This is a genomic window from Thalassospira permensis NBRC 106175 (assembly GCF_000714555.1).
Taxonomy (GTDB): domain Bacteria; phylum Pseudomonadota; class Alphaproteobacteria; order Rhodospirillales; family Thalassospiraceae; genus Thalassospira; species Thalassospira xiamenensis.
Map to the genome: position 1 here is coordinate 24,404 of NZ_AUNC01000045.1, position 14,505 is coordinate 38,908.

General features: G+C 56.9%; 15 protein-coding genes and 2 pseudogenes. 8 read left to right on the forward strand and 9 right to left on the reverse strand.

The window, feature by feature from the left end; all coding sequences use genetic code 11:
• Positions 1-107: 107 nt before the first annotated feature.
• Entirely contained in the window at positions 108-1,472 is a 1,365-nt protein-coding gene (locus SMB34_RS16835; protein ID WP_037991804.1) for an O-antigen ligase family protein, read from the reverse strand.
• 80 nt (positions 1,473-1,552) lie between these two features.
• On the opposite strand from SMB34_RS16835, the gene SMB34_RS16840 reads away from it, so the two are divergent.
• From SMB34_RS16840 to SMB34_RS16865, 7 genes and pseudogenes are all read left to right on the forward strand, one after another.
• A complete protein-coding gene (locus SMB34_RS16840) occupies positions 1,553-2,617 on the forward strand; it encodes an O-antigen ligase family protein (protein ID WP_037991971.1) in 1,065 nt (354 codons plus the stop codon).
• Positions 2,604-3,935, forward strand: a complete 1,332-nt coding sequence (locus SMB34_RS16845) for a prenyltransferase/squalene oxidase repeat-containing protein (protein ID WP_037991805.1) — start codon at positions 2,604-2,606, stop codon at positions 3,933-3,935. Before SMB34_RS16840 ends, SMB34_RS16845 begins: the two co-directional genes overlap by 14 nt.
• Positions 3,936-4,005: 70 nt before the next feature.
• Positions 4,006-4,110: pseudogene (locus SMB34_RS21570) on the forward strand (type II toxin-antitoxin system Phd/YefM family antitoxin); the annotation flags it as partial.
• A gap of 6 nt (positions 4,111-4,116) precedes the next feature.
• Entirely contained in the window at positions 4,117-4,245 is a 129-nt protein-coding gene (locus tag SMB34_RS21575) for an antitoxin of toxin-antitoxin stability system (protein ID WP_420823193.1), read from the forward strand.
• Complete coding sequence (locus tag SMB34_RS16855; RefSeq protein ID WP_037991809.1) at positions 4,245-4,631, forward strand: type II toxin-antitoxin system VapC family toxin; 387 nt, start codon at positions 4,245-4,247, stop codon at positions 4,629-4,631. Before SMB34_RS21575 ends, SMB34_RS16855 begins: the two co-directional genes overlap by 1 nt.
• Positions 4,632-4,698: 67 nt before the next feature.
• The gene (gene hrpB, locus SMB34_RS16860; RefSeq protein ID WP_037991812.1) at positions 4,699-7,212 is read left to right on the forward strand and encodes an ATP-dependent helicase HrpB; all 2,514 of its coding nucleotides are present in this window, start codon (positions 4,699-4,701) and stop codon (positions 7,210-7,212) included.
• Between the two features lie 87 nt (positions 7,213-7,299).
• Positions 7,300-7,710, forward strand: a complete 411-nt coding sequence (locus tag SMB34_RS16865; protein ID WP_037991814.1) for a VOC family protein — start codon at positions 7,300-7,302, stop codon at positions 7,708-7,710.
• Here the strand turns inward: SMB34_RS16865 and greB are convergent.
• The 5 genes from greB to SMB34_RS16890 all read right to left on the reverse strand — a co-directional run bounded on the left by greB (position 7,695) and on the right by SMB34_RS16890 (position 12,056).
• On the reverse strand, positions 7,695-8,177 hold the full coding sequence (gene greB, locus SMB34_RS16870) for a transcription elongation factor GreB (RefSeq protein WP_240478858.1): 483 nt from the start codon (positions 8,175-8,177) through the stop codon (positions 7,695-7,697). The genes SMB34_RS16865 and greB overlap by 16 nt on opposite strands.
• 102 nt (positions 8,178-8,279) lie before the next feature.
• Entirely contained in the window at positions 8,280-9,509 is a 1,230-nt protein-coding gene (locus tag SMB34_RS16875) for an MFS transporter (RefSeq protein ID WP_037991816.1), read from the reverse strand.
• A gap of 76 nt (positions 9,510-9,585) precedes the next feature.
• A complete protein-coding gene (locus tag SMB34_RS16880; RefSeq protein WP_007090474.1) occupies positions 9,586-10,542 on the reverse strand; it encodes a LysR family transcriptional regulator in 957 nt (318 codons plus the stop codon).
• A 77-nt stretch (positions 10,543-10,619) separates the two neighbouring features.
• Complete coding sequence (locus SMB34_RS16885) at positions 10,620-11,807, reverse strand: DUF3095 domain-containing protein (protein ID WP_037991818.1); 1,188 nt, start codon at positions 11,805-11,807, stop codon at positions 10,620-10,622.
• A gap of 33 nt (positions 11,808-11,840) precedes the next feature.
• Positions 11,841-12,056 carry a SlyX family protein gene (locus tag SMB34_RS16890; protein WP_007090472.1) on the reverse strand — a complete coding sequence of 72 codons (216 nt, stop codon included), beginning with the start codon at positions 12,054-12,056 and terminating at the stop codon, positions 11,841-11,843.
• Positions 12,057-12,166: 110 nt separating this feature from the next.
• On the opposite strand from SMB34_RS16890, the gene SMB34_RS16895 reads away from it, so the two are divergent.
• Positions 12,167-12,703 (forward strand): class I SAM-dependent methyltransferase, encoded by a 537-nt coding sequence (locus tag SMB34_RS16895; RefSeq protein ID WP_037991820.1) that lies wholly within the window; start codon positions 12,167-12,169, stop codon positions 12,701-12,703.
• Positions 12,704-12,760: 57 nt separating this feature from the next.
• Here SMB34_RS16895 and SMB34_RS21535 read toward each other — a convergent pair whose 3' ends face one another.
• The 3 genes and pseudogenes from SMB34_RS21535 to SMB34_RS16905 all read right to left on the reverse strand — a co-directional run bounded on the left by SMB34_RS21535 (position 12,761) and on the right by SMB34_RS16905 (position 14,332).
• Positions 12,761-13,174 carry an NAD(P)-dependent oxidoreductase gene (locus SMB34_RS21535; RefSeq protein ID WP_255356857.1) on the reverse strand — a complete coding sequence of 138 codons (414 nt, stop codon included), beginning with the start codon at positions 13,172-13,174 and terminating at the stop codon, positions 12,761-12,763.
• A pseudogene (locus tag SMB34_RS21540) lies at positions 13,157-13,663 on the reverse strand (NAD(P)-dependent oxidoreductase); the annotation flags it as partial. The gene SMB34_RS21535 and the pseudogene SMB34_RS21540, both read right to left, overlap by 18 nt.
• 255 nt (positions 13,664-13,918) lie before the next feature.
• Entirely contained in the window at positions 13,919-14,332 is a 414-nt protein-coding gene (locus tag SMB34_RS16905) for a tellurite resistance TerB family protein (protein WP_007090469.1), read from the reverse strand.
• Positions 14,333-14,505: the final 173 nt, after the last annotated feature.

Genomic DNA, 14,505 nt, shown 5'->3' on the forward strand with positions numbered 1-14,505 from the left:
CGATTGGATGGCTTTGGAGATATTGACGAGTGCGGAGCTTATAGATGCGCCGTTTGATCCGGTTTTGATGTCGCTTCGGGCTTTGGCACGGGCGCAGCAACAAGACTTTAATCCGCAGGCGATTGGCGAAGAACTGGATCGGGCCGCACGGATTGCCGGGGACCGTTCCGATATTGTGATGCTGCGCGGCTTTGTACTTTCGGCCTTGCTTCAAGCGCGGCCAGAAGGGACAGGAAGGGCAGAATGAGTGCAGGCATCGACGCGACCCAGCCGATGCTGGACATGATACCGATCAGAGCCGCAAGGCTGATCAGAAGCGTTCGATCCAGACGGTTTTCGGCTGCTCGGAAAGTGCGTGTCAGCCGATACAGGATAAAGCCAGCCATCGCCAGCGTTGCGGGAATGCCAAAGATGAGGGCGGCATCAAGCCATAAATTATGGCTGCTGAACCATGCGGCTTTGCGGTTAAGGCCAAGGGTTGCGAAATGATCCATCACCAACGCAATCGCGTTCGGGCCAAAGCCGGTAAATGGGCGATGGGATATGGCGATGATGGCAGTCTGCCATGCGTCATCGCGCTGGATCAGATCGGGGCGGGCCAGTTCGGCAAAGCGATTGCCAAGATCGGGAATGAGCATGGCGATGACGATCAGGGCAGTTGTAACGCAGGCTACGACCATAACGGGATAGGTGATGCGCGGCAGCAGGCGGTCTGCTTTTGGGCGAAGCATGATTGCAAAGGTGATGAGGGCAATTGCCAGTGCAAGAACCGCACTTCGCGAATGGCTGGCGAACAGGGCGGATGTGAAAATCAGTGCAAGTGCGATCCAGCCAGCCGCGTGATCAATCCGGCTTCCGATTGTGGCCGTGCCCTTGGCGCAGAAAAGGTAAAGGGCGTAGATCGCCGCAATCGTCATCAGGCCGCCAAAGGCGTTGCGATTGGCAAAGCTTCCGGTCCAGTCACCAAGATGGGCCTGCTTGGCAAACCAATAGGTGCTTTCAAACGAGAAGATATCGGCAAGACAGGCAAGTGCGACTTGCAGAATTGCTGCAATTATCACGGCCCATGCGATTATTCGGGTGAATTTATCACCTCGCATTTGCGCGCATCCAGCGGCCAGCACATAGATACCGGCCAGCCACAAAACACTGCCGATCATCGGCAGGAAGGCGGTTGGGTAAAGGGCAAGGTGCGATGCGTTGAACGGGGCAGGCAGCGTTGGCCAGATCGGTGCGGCCTGCACGACCAGCCATACAGACAGGAGTGCGCCGGCAATGCCAACCTGTTTGATCGGTCGGGTCAGTTTCACGTGGCCGAACCATCCCGCCACCAGCAACCCGATGCCGGTCAGGATGGTCAAAACCGCTATCGCCCAAGGTCGTGTGCCGCCCAGCATGATAGGGGCCAGAACGATCTGGGATGTCAGGCAAAATGTCACCAGTCGCTGCATCAGCGTTCCGAAAATATCCATGATTTCAAGCTGATCACGATAGCGGAGTTTTTCGGATTTGTCCCGCCGCGAGGTGTGGCTGGGTGTTGCAGGGGCAATTCATGGCCGAAATGAACGCAAAGCCGGACACGGTCGGGGATACGGCGGGCTCAAACATGCCGGTTCTTTTGCTGGGCATTGTGGCAATGCTGGCATCGCTTTGGCTGACCGGGTTTGGCGGGATGCTGGCGAAGCTGATCCTGATCGGGTTTTGGGGGATTTGGGTTGGGCCTGCGATTTTGCGGGGGCGATTGACGGGAGATGGATTGGTCGCCGTGCTTTTGCTGGGCGTGTTGGTCGGGGTTGTTGGGCTTGGCGATGGTGGGACGGATGAGAAAGTCCGGCTGATCGGCAATCTTTTGATCCTGCCGCTTGGCCTGATATGCGGCCTATGGCTGGGGCGGGATTGTTTGCGGGTGATGGTGCCGGCATTGATTTTGTATCTGCCGATGGCAAGTGTTTTTCAGATCACCCATGAAGGGTGGCGGCTTAATCATCCGTTTCTGTTTCTGGGGTTGTTTGCATTGACGTGCGCGATGCGGGGGCATGCGCGCGGATGGATTGGCGGGGTTGCGGCGGTTGCCGTGGTCCTGAGCCAGACGCGGATTGCGGTTTTGGCGCTGATGATCGCCTTTGTCGGGCGGGTTCGGTTTTCGCGAGCGATGACGTGGCTTTTCGGATTGCCGACTTTGATTGCGGTGTGGGTGATGATGACGATCTGGCTGCCGCGACTGTTGATGACGCATGGCAGTGGGCGATTGGCATTCTGGCGGATGTTCTGGGATGATTGGCAAACGGCATCCGCCGCGCGGCAATGGCTCGGCTTTGGAGCGGGCAGTGTCGAGGCGATTTTGCAGGATTTGCCGTCTGCGGTGGCGTTCGGCGCGCTGCATAATGATCATTTCCGCATCCTGTTCGAGACGGGATTGATCGGAGCAATCCTTTGGCTGATGAGCTGGGGGATGCTGATCTGGTTTGCGCGGGGATCGCGGTTGGCGATCTGTATTCTGGCATCAGTCGTGGTGACGATGGTGACGGACAATACATTGTCATACGGGCATTACCTGATTTGTTGCGGGATGGCGGCGGGGATTGCCATGCGGGAGAATACCGATGCAAGGCAATGATCTGATTGCGGTGCGTGACCGTGTTCTTGCGGGGATTGTTCACGCCGACTTTGCCGGGGCCGATCCGTTTGACGGGCTCGAAAGCGGGGTGTTCCGTTTAAGCGGCTTGGGGCGGTTTCGGATGGCGCGGCTGACTTGGTTGCAGGCGATTAAGCGTGGACCACGGGCATTACGCCATATTGCGATCATCCCGGCATTGCAAAACCCGAAAACGTTGGCGTTGCTTTTGGGTGCGGCTGATGGGGTACGGCTTTGTGATGTAGCGGGTAGGCTTTGCCGGATGCAAAACGAGGACGGTGGTTGGGGATATCCGTTTGCGTGGCAGGCACGCGCCTTTTATGTGCCGCGCGGTGCGTCCAATGCGATTGTCACAAGCTTTGCGGTTGATGCGTTGATGACTGGCGGTATGGCACCAAGCGACCCGATATTGCATCGGGCGGCGGGATTTTTGCGTGGGCTTTGGCGGGATGGGTATTTTGCCTATGTCGGGCAGGGGGATGGGGAAATCCATAATGCCAGCCTTTGGACCGTCTGGACATTGCATCGCATTGATCCGGGTAATGAAATAAGCCGGAAGGCGGTTGCGCGGGTTTTGGCCGCGCAGCGTTCCGATGGGGCGTGGGAATATGGCACGCGGTCGCATCATCGCTTTGTTGATGGCTTTCATACCGGTTACATCCTTGATCTGCTGGATCGGTTCCGGGCATCGGGGATGGTCGGGTTGGATGACGCGATCATGCGTGGCTATGCATTTTACCGTGCGGAATGTTTTGACACTAATGGCCGCCCGCGCAGCTTTGCCAGGCGGGACGGGTATGTTGATTGTCATGCGGTGGCACAAGCCATCGGGACACTTTGCCGGTTTGGCGAGCTTGCAGCGGCAAAGAAGATTGCAGATTGGGCGTGTGAAGCATTGTTTGATGCAAAGCGCGGTGTTTTTTATGCCGGTCTTGGGCGGTTTGGCGTGGATCGGCGCAATTATATGCGCTGGACACAGGCATGGATGGTCTGGGCATTGTCAATTGTGATAGAAAAGACCGCGATGACAGAAGCACTCAAACCTGCCCAACCCTTGGTTTTCGAACATCCCGATCCGGCCCGGCCGGAGAAGGAAGAAGCCCTTCGTGCGCTTTCCGAGGGTGCATTTCGCGACCTGTTTAAAGTGACCCGGATTGAAGCGCAGAAAATGCGGGTAAGCGGGGATATGGAAGCGCTTTATCGCCTGACGCGAGGGCTTAAAACCCTGCAACGGATTGGTGGGGAGCGGGGGATTGTTTTGAGGACAGGGCCGGTGCAATTCTTGCACGAGCAGGAGTAATTCGCTTTTTGCTGCGAATTCGATAAATATAAGATAGACTAAGTTAACTTAGTCACATTTTAGGTGCGCGATGGGAACCGTTAACATTCATGAGGCCAAAACACACCTGTCCCGGTTGATTGCAAGGGTAATGAACGGCGAGGATCTTGTGATTGCTAAGGCAGGAAAACCGGTCGTTCAGATGTCTGCGTTTGATCCCGAGAAGTCCCTTGCCAAACGGACGGGATTCCTTCGCGGTGAAATTCTGGTTCCGGACGATTTCGACAGAATGGGATCGGACGAGATCGAAGAAATGTTTGGTCTGCGCTGATGAAGCTTTTGCTCGATACACACTTGATCCTTTGGGCGGCAGGAGAACCGGAAAAGCTTCCATCTGGCGCAGTTGATCTGATCGAAAACGCTGAGAGCGAATTGCTTTTCAGCGCGGCCAGTCTTTGGGAAATCGCAATCAAGTCCGGGCTGGGGCGAGATGATTTTCGGGTGAATGCCCGGCTATTGCGTCGAGGGTTAATTGATAATGGATACTCCGAATTGCCGATCACTGGCGAACATACGCTTATGATCGATACTTTACCGTCTATTCACAAGGATCCGTTTGATCGGCTTCTGGTTGCTCAGGCGATATCGGAAGGGATAATGCTTCTGACATCGGATGATCTGGTCGCGAAATATGCGGGGCCGGTACGTTTGGTCTGATTTTGTTGCGCTTTTGATGAAATCCTTCAGTAATGTCCGGCCCTTGCCGTAGTTGTTAGTCCAGTTCATGCCCAAAGCCTTTCCCGCCCTTCCGATTGATGCTGTTCTGCCCGACCTTTGTGCTGTGCTGGAAACCGTTACCAACGCGGTTTTGCAAGCCCCGCCGGGGGCTGGGAAAACGACCAAGGTGCCGTTGGCGTTACTGGAAAGTGCATGGCGCAATGATCAGAAGATCGTGATGCTGGAACCCCGGCGGCTGGCCGCGCGGGCGGCGGCGAGGCGGATGGCGCAGTTATTGGGCGAAAGCGTGGGCGAGACGGTCGGTTATCGTGTACGGTTTGACAGCAAGGTTTCCACCAGAACCCGGATCGAGGTCGTGACCGAAGGTATTCTGGTGCGCATGATCCAGGATGACCCGGAACTGTCAGACATTGGGTGCGTGATTTTTGATGAATTTCACGAACGGTCGCTTGATGCCGATCTGGGTTTGGCCTTGGCGCGGGAAACGCAGACCGCCCTTCGCGATGATTTGCGTATTGTTGTGATGTCGGCCACCCTTGATGGCGGTCCTATTGCGGCCCTGATGGGCGACTGCCCGGTGATCACCAGCGAAGGCCGAGCCTTTCCGGTCGAGACAAAATATGTTCCAATCCGCCCCGATGCATGGATTGATCGGGAAATGACGGCGGCGATCAGGCAGGCACTTCGCGAGGAAAGCGGGTCGATCTTGGCCTTTCTGCCGGGACAGAGCGAAATCACGCGGGTTGAGGCGGCATTGAAAGATGGGCTTGACCCATCGGTGATCATTGCGCCGCTTTATGGGGCGATGGAAACCAAGGCGCAGGACATTGCGATTGAGCCGGCCCCAGATGGTATGCGCAAGGTGGTCCTGGCAACCGCGATTGCCGAAACGTCATTGACGATAGATGGCATTCGGGTGGTGGTGGATTGCGGACTGCAGCGTTTGCCGAGGTTTGGCCCGGCATCGGGCATGACGCGGCTGGTGACGGTCAAATCATCGCAGGCCAGTGCCGAACAACGTCGTGGCCGTGCCGGTCGGTTAGAGCCCGGCGTGTGTTATCGCCTATGGGCGGAGGCTGAACATCGCGCCCGCCCGCCCTTTACCGCGCCGGAAATTGCCGATGCCGATCTTGCCCCTCTGACGTTGGAACTCGCGCGGTGGGGCGTGTCTGATCCGGCAAGCCTGCCCTGGCTGGATCAGCCCGACGGGGCAAAGATCGATCAGGCGCGTGATGTGTTACGGCGGCTTGAGGCGATTGACGATGCCAACCGGATCACGCCGATGGGCACCGCGATGGCTGGATTGCCGGTGCATCCACGCTTGGCGCATATGATGTTGCGTGGGGCGCGCCTTGGACTGGGCGAGGTTGCCTGTGCGCTGGCGGCATTGTTATCGGATCGCGATTTCATGCGCGGTCGCGGCGCGGATTTACGGCTTAGGGTCGAGGCGATTTTGGCCCGAAAGGCCCCGAAAATGATCACCGAGGCCGCAAGGCAGCTTTCGCGGCGATTGGGTGATGCCGTGAAGAAAGAGGCCAGCAAAGCGGGCAATCATAACCCCGCTGGCCCCGATGATCCTGTTGATCATGCCGATCAGGTCGGGTTGCTTCTGGCCTTTGCCTATCCCGACCGGATTGGCGAGCGGCGCAAGGGTACGGATGCGCGTTATCGCCTGTCGGGCGGGCGTGGCGGGATACTGGCCAACGATGATGGGTTGGCGAACGAACCCTATATCGCGGTGGCCGAGCTTGACGGACAGGCACGAGAGGCAAGGATTTACCTTGCCGCACCGTTATCGCGCGCGAGCCTTGAAACCCATTTCGCCGATCAGATTTCCGAAGGGACAGAGGTCTTCTGGGATGCGCAAAGCGATGCGGTGCAGGCGCGCTGGCAACGGCGCATCGGCGCGCTGGTGCTTGATGAAAAAACCACCCGTGACGAAGCCGGACCGGATGCGATTGCAACTGCGATGATCGAAGGCATTCGTCGCCTTGGCCTGCATTGCCTGCCTTGGGACAAGGCGGCCGAGGGACTGCGCGAACGGATCGCGTTCCTGCACCGGGTTGATCCGGAAAACTGGCCCGATATGGGCGACGATGCGCTTTTGGGCAGGCTTGAGGATTGGCTGATGCCATATCTTGGCGGGATCAATAAGCGCAACCAGCTCAGGCAGATCAATCTGGCGGAGGCTTTGACATCAGGCATTGATTGGAACAGGCGCCAAGAGCTTGACCGGCAGGCCCCGACCCATTGGACCGTGCCGACCGGATCCCATATCCGCATTGATTATAGCGGTGAAACACCCGCCCTTCCGGTCCGGTTGCAGGAAATGTTCGGCGCGACCGAAACTCCCAAAATTGCTGGTGGTAAGGTGGCGGTAACGTTGCATCTGCTGTCGCCAGCGCAAAGGCCGCTTCAGGTGACGTCTGATCTGGTGGGGTTCTGGAACGGCTCCTATGCGCAGGTCAAGGCCGAGATGAAGGGACGGTATCCCAAACATTACTGGCCCGACGACCCGTTGCAGGCCGAACCGACCAGGCGGGTCAAAAGCCGGATGTGAGAAGACGGCCTTGTCGGGCGCGGTAGGGCTATACGCGTGTGGCTCAGGCGGGCATAATCGTGCCTCGATTTTGCGTTTAACAGGATCATGATGATCACAGCCGCCACACCGCTTTTAAACGTTGCCGAGATCAACCGCAGCATCGGGTTTTACCGTTTGCTGGGGTTTGAGGTGGTGGCGCGTACCTTGTCCGATCTGGATGAGCAACCGGTCTGGGCGATGCTAGAGGCAGGTGACGGGGATACCAGAATCCGTTTGATGCTTGCCGCGCATGGCGGTGTTTCGCATGAAGAGCGCCGGATGCGACCATCCTTTGCCGGGCTGGTCTGGTATCTGGAATGCAATGATGTTGACGGCATGTTTGACGCGCTAAACGATGCCGGGTTCAAGCCAGAGCCGGTGACGGAGCTTGAGGACGGCACGCATCAGTTTTTTATCCGTGATCCGGATGGGTATGAAATTGCGGTCACAGAACCGACGGGTTATGCAGTCGGATAGCTGATTTTTAGGACTTCAAGCTCGTCCTCGCCCGCCGGGGTGCGCAACGTGACGACGTCGCCGACACCGGCCTTCATCAGGGCGCGGGCGACAGGGGAAATCCAGCTTATTCTGCCTTTGAGGCTTTCGGCCTCGTCCTCGCCAACGATGCGGATGGTGACTTCTTCGTCCCGCGCATTCACATATGTAACCGTGGCGCCAAAGAAAACCCGGCTGTGGTCGGGTTGTTCGTGCGGGTCGACAACAACCGCGTCCTCGATCCGTTTGCGCAGATAGCGCACCCGGCGATCAATTTCGCGCAGGCGCTTCTTGCCATAGATGTAATCGCCATTTTCCGACCGGTCGCCATTACCTGCCGCCCATGAAACCACTGCAACGGTTTCGGGCCGTTCCTTTTTCCACAGGTGATCAAGTTCGGCGCGAAGGGCGGCAAGCCCTTCGGGGGTCATGTAAATCGGTCTGTCCATCAGCGGGTTTTAACCCAAATGAACGAGAGGGAAAAGAGGGATCAAGCGCCGCAGCATGCGGGATGCGGCGGCGCTCTGTTAAAGGCAGAAGATGACAACGATTTACGCGGTTGCTTCCGAACGCAGGGCCTTGTCGTCAATCGGCATATGGACAAGGGCTGCAAAGATGCCCAGCGCAATCGACGTGATCCAGACGCCATCGAAACTGCCGGTCATATCAAAGATGATCCCGCCCATCCATGCGCCAAAGAATGCGCCGATCTGATGGGACAGCATCACAATGCCAAACAGGGTCGCCATATAGCGCGGGCCGAAAACCTGTACGATGAGGCCACTGGTTAGCGGCACGGTCGACAGCCAAAGCGCTCCCATCAGGGCAGAAAACAGCCAGATGGTTTCGGCGGTTTTGGGGGCAAGCATGAACAGTAGAATGACCAGTGCTCGCATGCCGTAAATAAACGACAGGCTCCATTTTTTTCGCCATTTGCCGCCCGCCCAACCGGCCGTCAGGGTGCCAACAATGTTAAACAGGCCAACAATCGCAAGCCCCTGTGCCGCGACCGAACCGGGTAACCCGCAAAGCTGGGTAAAGGTTGGCAGGTGGGTTGCGATCACCGCGATATGGAAGCCGCAAACAAAGAAACCGGCATTGAGCAGCAGGAAACCGCGATGTTTGCGCGCCTCGTGGAAGGCCGCGACCAGCCCGGTCGGTCCAAGATCGACACCACCTGAATTGGGGCCATGGGCCTCGGCCTTGCCGGTAAGCGCAAAGGCAAAGGGCACGATGATCATCGACATGACGGCAAGAATTGCAAGGGCGGTGACATAGCCATAACCGTCATTAAGAAACTGGGTTGTCGGGGCCATGACAAACTGGCCGACCGATCCCCCGGCGGATGCCAGACCAAGGGCGAAGCTGCGTTTGTTCGGCGGAAAGGCGCGGCTGATAGCGGCCAGAATGACCGGGAAACTGGTCGCACCGACACCCGCCCCGATCAGGAAGCCTGATGTCAGATGCAGTTCAAGTGGGGAGGTCGAAGTCCCCATGAGATACAGACCCAGCGCATAAAACAGCGCCCCGCCGATCAGGGTGCGGGTTGTGCCATAGCGATCGGCAAGGGCACCGGCAATCGGGGCGGCAACACCCCACATCAGGTTCTGAATGGCAAAGGCCAGACCAAAGGTCGAGGCACTCCAGCCCGTGGCGGTCAGCATATCGGGGATGAACAGGCCAAGCGACGGGCGGATGCCAAGATTGACTGCCAGGACAAGACAGCCAGCGACAAGAACAAGCCAGGGAAACCACTTGGCGGTGCGAAGAGTGGGGCTCATCGGGTTACTCCGGAGCGGATTTCAATAATTGTTCCGATTTTGAACGCGATGGTGTAATGCGTCCAATTCATTCGGGTTATTGTACTGATAACATTTGCGCATTATTATCTGGCAGCGGATCGGATATCGCTCCGGCTTCGACGACAATTTTGCCAACGGTATCAATGATATCATCAAGATCGGTATTGGCCTGACGGCGGATCAGCATGATCCCCATATTCCAGTTCATGCCTGGAATATCAAGGATGCGAATGCGGTTTGCCGCCGGACTGTGCATGCAGAACCGCCGTGCCATGATGCCGTATCCCGCACCGGCGGCAACCATTTCGATCTGCAATTCAAGGGCGGAAACTTCGAGCACGGACTTGAACTGTACCCCGTTCTGACGCGCCCACGCATTTCCAAGTGCCCGGAAAGTACAGCCATCCGGCATCAGAACCATTGGATGTTCGGCCAGTTCGGCAATGTTTTTCGGGTGGTGTTTGGCCGATCGTGGTCCGATGGCAACGATTTGGTCATCAAGAAGCTTTTGCGCGCGCAGACTTGCCGGAATATCTCGGACATCGGTCCCACCGATTGTGCCATGTGGACCATCCAGCGACAGCATGGCATCAATTTCACCCCGCCGCATCAGCGGCAACAGCTCGCTTGACCAGCCGCTTTTGATCGTAAGCGACATGTCAGGAAAACGTGTGTGCAGGTCGCGCAGTTCACGTGCTGCCAGCAGAGGCGCTGCCCCGTGGCTGACGCCAAGGCGGAAGGGGCCCGTCACGGCATTGTTGCCGGTGATGCTTTCGGTGAAACCGTTAAGGCGGCGCAAAAGATCACGGGCTTCGGCCAATGCACGATGCCCGGCAGGGGTTGGTTGCAATGGTTTCAATGACCGGTCAAAAAGCTGTGTGCCAATGCGTTCTTCAAGGCGCTGGATGCGGCGCGTGATAGCGGGCTGCGTCAGGCCAAGGTGGGCCGCCGCCCCATGAAAGGATTTTTCATCGGCCACGGCAATCAATGCCTGAAGTTCGCGGGTATCCATGACGGTCACCTGTTGTCACAAAAGATGGTTCAGGATCGCGCAAATCGGCTATTGATGCAAGAAAAGCATCGGTATCGTTAAGTTGATGCGAGTTCTGCATGAGCTGGTTGTGTCGGAAGCTTTTTCATCTTTGCTTTGCAGATGCTGGCCGCCGCGGTGTAACCGCCATCGGCTCCATCTAGGAAATGCAGGTGGGAGTCCGTTGCAATATCGGGAACGATGCAGGTCATCAGTGCTTCGTCCTGCTGTTTTATCCCAAACCAGATATCACCATTGTTTTCGGCATCCGACAGCAACGTTTCGATTTGTTCTGTTTGTGGTGCTGTGCAATTGACAGTCAGCCATATACCATCGCCAAAGCGTCGGAAATCAGTATTGAGTTTGGTTTGTTCGCGATAATGCACCGGATCGAAATCGCCAAGATTCCGGCCAGTTTTGAACAGAAACAGGGCAACGCAGGAGACGAAAAGCGCCTTGCACCATGCGCGCAGTTTTGATCCTTCGGTTCCCTGTGTTGCCAGTGCTTCGAGGCGCAGGCTTTGCCAGTCAATCCGGAAATCGGGGCCGGATTCCGGGACCGGATTGCTGTCGCGACGGTCCTGTTCAAGGATGCCAAACAGGGCGGTTGCGCAACGGTCAAAACGGGCTCGATCATCGCGGGGCAGCATGATTAGTGACAGGATTTTGCATCCATCCTCGGCCCGGATCGGCGACCATCGGCACGAAAGTCCGGTCAGATCGGGCTGCGTGCCAGACGGTGCCGGGGTAATCAGGTTATGGCCCTGTTTCATCTGTTCTTCGGCCCAGGAAATGCCGCGCCCGGAAAATACCGCATAGGCCAGCTTTTTTGATGCGAGAAAACGGGCAACCCGGACATTGTGACCACTTTTTCGGATTTCGTTGATGCGGACCAAGGCAACCCGCAAATCAAAACCCAGTTCTTCGCTTGCCCAGATGGCGGTCGCGGCAAGGGCATCCCGAACGGCGGGAACTTTGTCGGGTGGGCAGGCAATCGCGGCACCGTCCCCGCCAAAGATGAATGGAAAATCCGAATGTCCGATGGCATTGGTGGCTGCGGCAATGACCGACGCGCCGACCATATTGACTTCCTTGTAACGGCCTGCTTCGACCGCCTTGGTCGATCCGACGATATCGGATGTGCCAACCCACCAGTCATCGGGCAGTTCGCGATAAATCGATGGGTCAAGAACCTTGGCGAAATCGTCGAACACCGGGATGTCGAGATAGGGATTGGTCAAGGGCATCTCTGGGGTTGGCGGGGCCAGTTCATGGCACCATTAATAATGAGGCGGAGGTGCATCATCTTCTGGTGATGTACGCAGAAAATCGACAAGCCGTTTTATATCTTCGGCCATTAATTTGTTGCGCCGTTCCAGCAGGTCGATCCGGTCCCACTGCGATTTGATCATGTCGGACATGTCATGTATCGAGCTTTCGAGATGGGCGATGTGGATTTCGAGTTCGTCGATACGGTTGCTTGCGTCTTGGCTCATGGCGCGATGGTTGTCCCGCTTGGATGGGTGAAAACTTGCCGGGGACAATGCCCTGTGGCAGGAGTAAGACACCAACCTAGCACAGATCAGAAAGATTGGTTAGCAGGCCCATGAGCGAATTATCCATCCTCGTCATTCTTGGCGTCGTTACAGCACTGATCGTGGTCTATGCCATCCGGTTGCGTGCGGTGCCGATGCCAAGTGGCCGCAAGGTACGCAACGAAATCATATCCTATCTTCCCAAGGAACCCTGCCGGGTGACGGATTTCGGATCGGGATGGGGCGATCTGGCGATCAATATCGCGCGTGCCCGACCCGATATAACGGTGACCGGGATTGAGTTATCGCCGCTACCCTATGCGGTCAGCCGCATTCGCGCGCGGCTGGCACAGCTTGAAAACCTGTCGCTGGTGCGCGCGGACTTCAGAAAGCGCGATCAGAATCCGGGGGATGTTGTGGTGTGCTTCCTTGACCCGCGGGTGATGGCCGATGTCGGCGATGTGTTAAGCCAGCGGATGACACCGGGCGGGATTGTGATTTCACGCGCTTTTGCCATTCCAGGCTGGCAGGCCTTTGGCGAAGTCCCGATGCAGTCGGGATCGGATATGCTTTACCTGTACCGAATGGGATCGCATCTGCCAGGATGAGGCGCTGTCTGGCTTGGAAAAAGCAGGATCGCCCAAGGACACCCTGCTTTTTGCGTGTCATTCTTCTTCGTAAATCTTGATCAGGGCGGAATGGTCAAGATCGCCGCCGCCCATTTCGATCAGTTCTTCGTAAAGTTCAAGGGCGAGCCGCGAGAAGGGCAGTTCAAGGCCCAGTTCGCCTTCGGAAAATTCAAGCGCCTGATACAGGTCCTTGCGCTGGGTCACGACCTTGCCACCTGGTTCGAAATTGCGTTCGATCATGCGTTCGCCGTGCTTTTGCAGGATCGCGGAATCCGCAAATCCGCCGGTCAGTGCGGAGCGCAATTTGCCAAGATCGACCCCGGCTTCGTCGGCCATGGAAAAGGCTTCGGCAATCGCACCGATGGTGATGCCAACGATCATCTGGTTGGCGGCCTTGGCGATCTGGCCGGATCCGATTTCACCGACATGGGTGACGCGTGATCCAAGCACGCCAAAGACACGCTGCACACGTTGAAAATCTTCTTCTTCGGCACCGACCATGATGGTGAGCGCACCGTTTTCAGCCCCGTGTGTTCCGCCTGATACCGGGGCATCGATCCAGTGACCGCCGGCTTCTTCGACGGCATCGGCAAAGCGCCGTGTGGCGTCGATGGCGGTCGTGCCCATGTCGACAACGATGGTGCCTTCTTCCATGCCGTCAATCACGCCATCCTCGCCAAGCAGCACGTTTTCAAGGGCTTCGGTATTGGCGACACAGATGATGACGATATCTGCATTCGCCGCTGCATCGGCCGGGGTGGGCGCGGTGGCAACGCCCAGATCGTCAAAGGCATTGAGCGTTTCGGGATTGCGCGTATTGACGGTCAGGATCGCCCCTGCTTTTTCGAGATTGAGCGCCATAGGACGGCCCATCAGTCCCAAACCGATGAATGCGATGTTTTCCCCGGCAAGTGCGGTCATAACGGTGTTCCTTCGTTTTGGCCAACGCGTGGGCCTTCGATGTGACGGTCAAAAAGCGATCAGACGATCAAAAACATCCCGGCTGGTTGAACCGGGCGGGCGGCAGTCAAATCGCAAGTGCGGCCATAACATGGCGGTCTGACAAAGAAAGCAGCAATTCAGGGCGTTGCCCGGTTTTATGCGCGTTTCGTTCGGTTTCCGTCGTTATCGGCCGACGCTATGTCGTCGGAATGGAAATTATGTGGTCGTTCTGTGCCGTCTTTGCGCGATTGCCTAAAACTCGCCGGGGCGGACATATCGCGCGGCCATGGCGCGTTCAATCGCGGCACTCACAAGGCGGTCAATATCGAGCCGATGACGTATCAGTTCGAGAATACGAAGTTCTTCCTGACTGATTTCGCTGTCCGACAGGACAATTTCGCAGGCAAAGACATAAGCGGTTTCGCGCAATTTGCGCGGCAGGGCTTCGCGGATCATGTCCAGCGTGCTGTCCAGGCCGTCTTCTTCGGCAAGCAGTTTGGCGCAATCGCGCGCAACCGCGGTGACACCGTCATTGTCAAAGCCGGCAAAAATCGGAAGATAGCGAACCCGACGCCCCATTGCGGACAGTTCCGCATCGGTGATGTCGTTATCCGAGGCCGAAACCATAACCATTGTGTAAATCAAGGCGTCCTGATGTGAGATCACGATGATTACTCCTTTTCCGGGTGACTGACCGTTAACGGGTATTCCCGCGAAACGTCGACGCACCGGTTGATGGCGTGTGACAACTCCGATGAACATAGAACCTAAGACGGTATTTGATCCCCGGCAACAGTTAACCGGTTAAATATTCACGATTTTAATGATTGCGTAGTGAA

Coding starts and splice junctions, on each gene's coding strand:
- SMB34_RS16875 (WP_037991816.1), bottom strand. CDS start 9,509: ATGAGCCCCACTCTTCGCACCGCCAAGTGGTTTCCCTGGCTTGTTCTT.
- SMB34_RS16890 (WP_007090472.1), bottom strand. CDS start 12,056: ATGAGCCAAGACGCAAGCAACCGTATCGACGAACTCGAAATCCACATC.
- SMB34_RS16835 (WP_037991804.1), bottom strand. CDS start 1,472: ATGGATATTTTCGGAACGCTGATGCAGCGACTGGTGACATTTTGCCTG.
- SMB34_RS21575 (WP_420823193.1), top strand. CDS start 4,117: ATGTCTGCGTTTGATCCCGAGAAGTCCCTTGCCAAACGGACGGGATTC.
- SMB34_RS16880 (WP_007090474.1), bottom strand. CDS start 10,542: ATGGATACCCGCGAACTTCAGGCATTGATTGCCGTGGCCGATGAAAAA.
- SMB34_RS16885 (WP_037991818.1), bottom strand. CDS start 11,807: ATGCCCTTGACCAATCCCTATCTCGACATCCCGGTGTTCGACGATTTC.
- SMB34_RS16895 (WP_037991820.1), top strand. CDS start 12,167: ATGAGCGAATTATCCATCCTCGTCATTCTTGGCGTCGTTACAGCACTG.
- SMB34_RS16855 (WP_037991809.1), top strand. CDS start 4,245: ATGAAGCTTTTGCTCGATACACACTTGATCCTTTGGGCGGCAGGAGAA.
- SMB34_RS16865 (WP_037991814.1), top strand. CDS start 7,300: ATGATGATCACAGCCGCCACACCGCTTTTAAACGTTGCCGAGATCAAC.
- hrpB (WP_037991812.1), top strand. CDS start 4,699: ATGCCCAAAGCCTTTCCCGCCCTTCCGATTGATGCTGTTCTGCCCGAC.
- SMB34_RS16840 (WP_037991971.1), top strand. CDS start 1,553: ATGGCCGAAATGAACGCAAAGCCGGACACGGTCGGGGATACGGCGGGC.
- SMB34_RS16845 (WP_037991805.1), top strand. CDS start 2,604: ATGCAAGGCAATGATCTGATTGCGGTGCGTGACCGTGTTCTTGCGGGG.
- greB (WP_240478858.1), bottom strand. CDS start 8,177: ATGGACAGACCGATTTACATGACCCCCGAAGGGCTTGCCGCCCTTCGC.